The 2,304-nt window shown below is 49.2% G+C and carries 3 protein-coding genes and 1 pseudogene; all 4 read right to left on the reverse strand.

Annotation, left to right across the window (positions count from 1 at the left end; translation table 11 throughout):
• Positions 1-154: 154 nt before the first annotated feature.
• Positions 155-307: pseudogene (locus ABZJ92_RS21490) on the reverse strand (IS256 family transposase); the annotation flags it as partial.
• Between the two features lie 22 nt (positions 308-329).
• On the reverse strand, positions 330-707 hold the full coding sequence (locus tag ABZJ92_RS21495; RefSeq protein WP_001271300.1) for a hypothetical protein: 378 nt from the start codon (positions 705-707) through the stop codon (positions 330-332).
• Between the two features lie 841 nt (positions 708-1,548).
• Complete coding sequence (locus ABZJ92_RS21505; protein WP_001444089.1) at positions 1,549-2,046, reverse strand: hypothetical protein; 498 nt, start codon at positions 2,044-2,046, stop codon at positions 1,549-1,551.
• 75 nt (positions 2,047-2,121) lie between these two features.
• Positions 2,122-2,304 (reverse strand): aminoglycoside adenylyltransferase domain-containing protein (locus tag ABZJ92_RS21510; protein WP_123185715.1); only part of this gene is annotated, 183 nt, incomplete at its 5' end.

Here is a 2,304-nt window from a genome sequence, read left to right on the forward strand (position 1 = left end):
TCATTGGAGCACCTGTGTTGTTCTGAGGTGAGCATATCACCTCTGTTCAGGTGGCCAAATTCAGTGTGCCACTTCATTAGAGAGCAATTTACGCATTAAAGGAATGACTGAAAGAGCCTGTAAACCCTTTTGTGTAAGTGCTTTTGCCGGTCAGTTAAAGGTGGCCATTTAAACGGTCACCAAATTCGATCATAAAACGGTTCATGGCCGGCTTCCAGTTGCGGATCGGCATCGTCCATTTCTTGGTCGCCGCCTGGATAGCCAGGTACACCACCTTCATCGCTGATTCGTCCGTAGGGAACACCTTGAGTTCATATTAATGGAATTTTCTACAAATAGCCTCCGTGGTTTTGAGGGGGGATTACAGACGATCCATAGTAGTAATCCAATGAGTTCTTGAGCGCGGCGACATGTTTGGACGCCTTGGCAAAAATTAGAGCCTGCTTGAAGTGCAGGCGAGCACGTGCTTGGACGATTGATCCATTCGCGGTCAAAAACTCAATCTTGGATGACAGCGTGTCAGGAAATCCAATATCGAAGTCCCGCCCCGTGTCAAAGTAGGGCATTTCATGATCAAAGGACGAAGCTTCCCAGGCCACTTCCCTAATATTCCAGCCGCTAGAAACAAGATTTCGTACGACTTCATCAACTTTTTTGCTTTCCAACTTGTCACAAAGTGCATAGGCAAGAGCTTTGGCGGCAGACACGTGCGTTTCCTCTTAAACATAGGTCGAACGGATACCCGAGGCAAAGCGGAGCATTAGTCCCAAAGCATCTCCGGTAGATCCGGAGGCTCCATACTGAAGGCATGGCATCTTGGGCATTGATATTTGAAACTTCTCTCTAGATAGCAGGGATTTCTTGGCCTTGCCTCATGCTGATAGCTTGTAAATATCACACGATCCTTAGCCCCACAAAGTGAGCATACTCCGTAGCTTTCATTTATAGAAATCGTCGTTAGATTGTCGCAGCATGTGCACGTTCCGACTATTTGCTCAGGAAGCATCGCCATACCTTGGCCTAGGTAAAGAAGATCAGACTCGTAGCCACATCGGTGGCAACTGAGCTTGTACGCAATGCCCATCTGGTTGTCTCACCTGAATCGTAACGTCAGAGCTATTCATCCATCCATTCGGCATCAATGTATGCCACTAAGCCGACCAGCTGACCGTTTGGACTGAAGTATGTTGCCTGCACCCCACTTGACATCTCATCAATACCACCGCACTGCGCTAGGCGCCGGTCCCACTTGCCCACAGAAGCGTCAGGATCGGCTGAGTTCCCCAAGACCCTTGTGAGCCATGCCTCCTTTAACTCAACCTCTCGAATGATTGCGTCGGCCAGCTCCTCCGCGTTATCTAGTTCGACATAGTCTGGAATTCGGACGTACGTTCTGAACACAGCTGGATACTTACTTGGGCGATTGTCATACATGACATCAACAATGTACCCGTTTGTGTAACCGTCTCTTGGAGGTTCGTATGACACTAGTGGTTCCCCTCAGCTTGCGACTAGATGTTGAGGCCTAACATTTTATTAGAGAGCAGGCTAGTTGCTTAGATACATGATCTTCAGGCCGTTATCTGTCAGGGCAAGCGAAAATTGGCCATTTATGACGACCAATGCCCCGCAGAAGCTCCCATCTTTGCCGCCATAGACGCCGCGCCCCCCTTTTGGGGTGTAGAACATCCTTTTGCCAGATGTGGAAAAGAAGTTCGTTGTCCCATTGTTGGCAATGACGTAGTAGCCGGCGAAAGTGCGAGACCCATTTGCGCTATATATAAGCCTACGATTTCCGTTGCGACTATTGTCGTAATTGGATGAACTATTATCGTAGTTGCTCTCAGAGTTGTCGTAATTTGATGGACTATTGTCGTAATTGCTTATGGAGTTGTCGTAGTTGCTTGGAGAAATGTCGTAGTTGGATGGGGAGTAGTCATAGGGAAGACGAGCTTCATCCACTAAAACAATTGGCAGGTCAGCAAGTGCCTGCCCCGATGCCATCGCAAGTACGAGGCTTAGAACCACCTTCAACAGATCGCGCATAGTCTTCCCCAGCTCTCTAACGCTTGAGTTAAGCCGCGCCGCGAAGCGGCGTCGGCTTGAACGAATTGTTAGACATTATTTGCCGACTACCTTGGTGATCTCGCCTTTCACGTAGTGAACAAATTCTTCCAACTGATCTGCGCGCGAGGCCAAGCGATCTTCTTGTCCAAGATAAGCCTGCCTAGCTTCAAGTATGACGGGCTGATACTGGGCCGGCAGGCGCTCCATTGCCCAGTCGGCAGCGACATCCTTCGGCGC

Origin of the sequence: Shigella sp. FJ200513 (assembly GCF_040495915.1) — a bacterium.
Taxonomy (GTDB): Bacteria; Pseudomonadota; Gammaproteobacteria; order Enterobacterales; family Enterobacteriaceae; genus ECMA0423.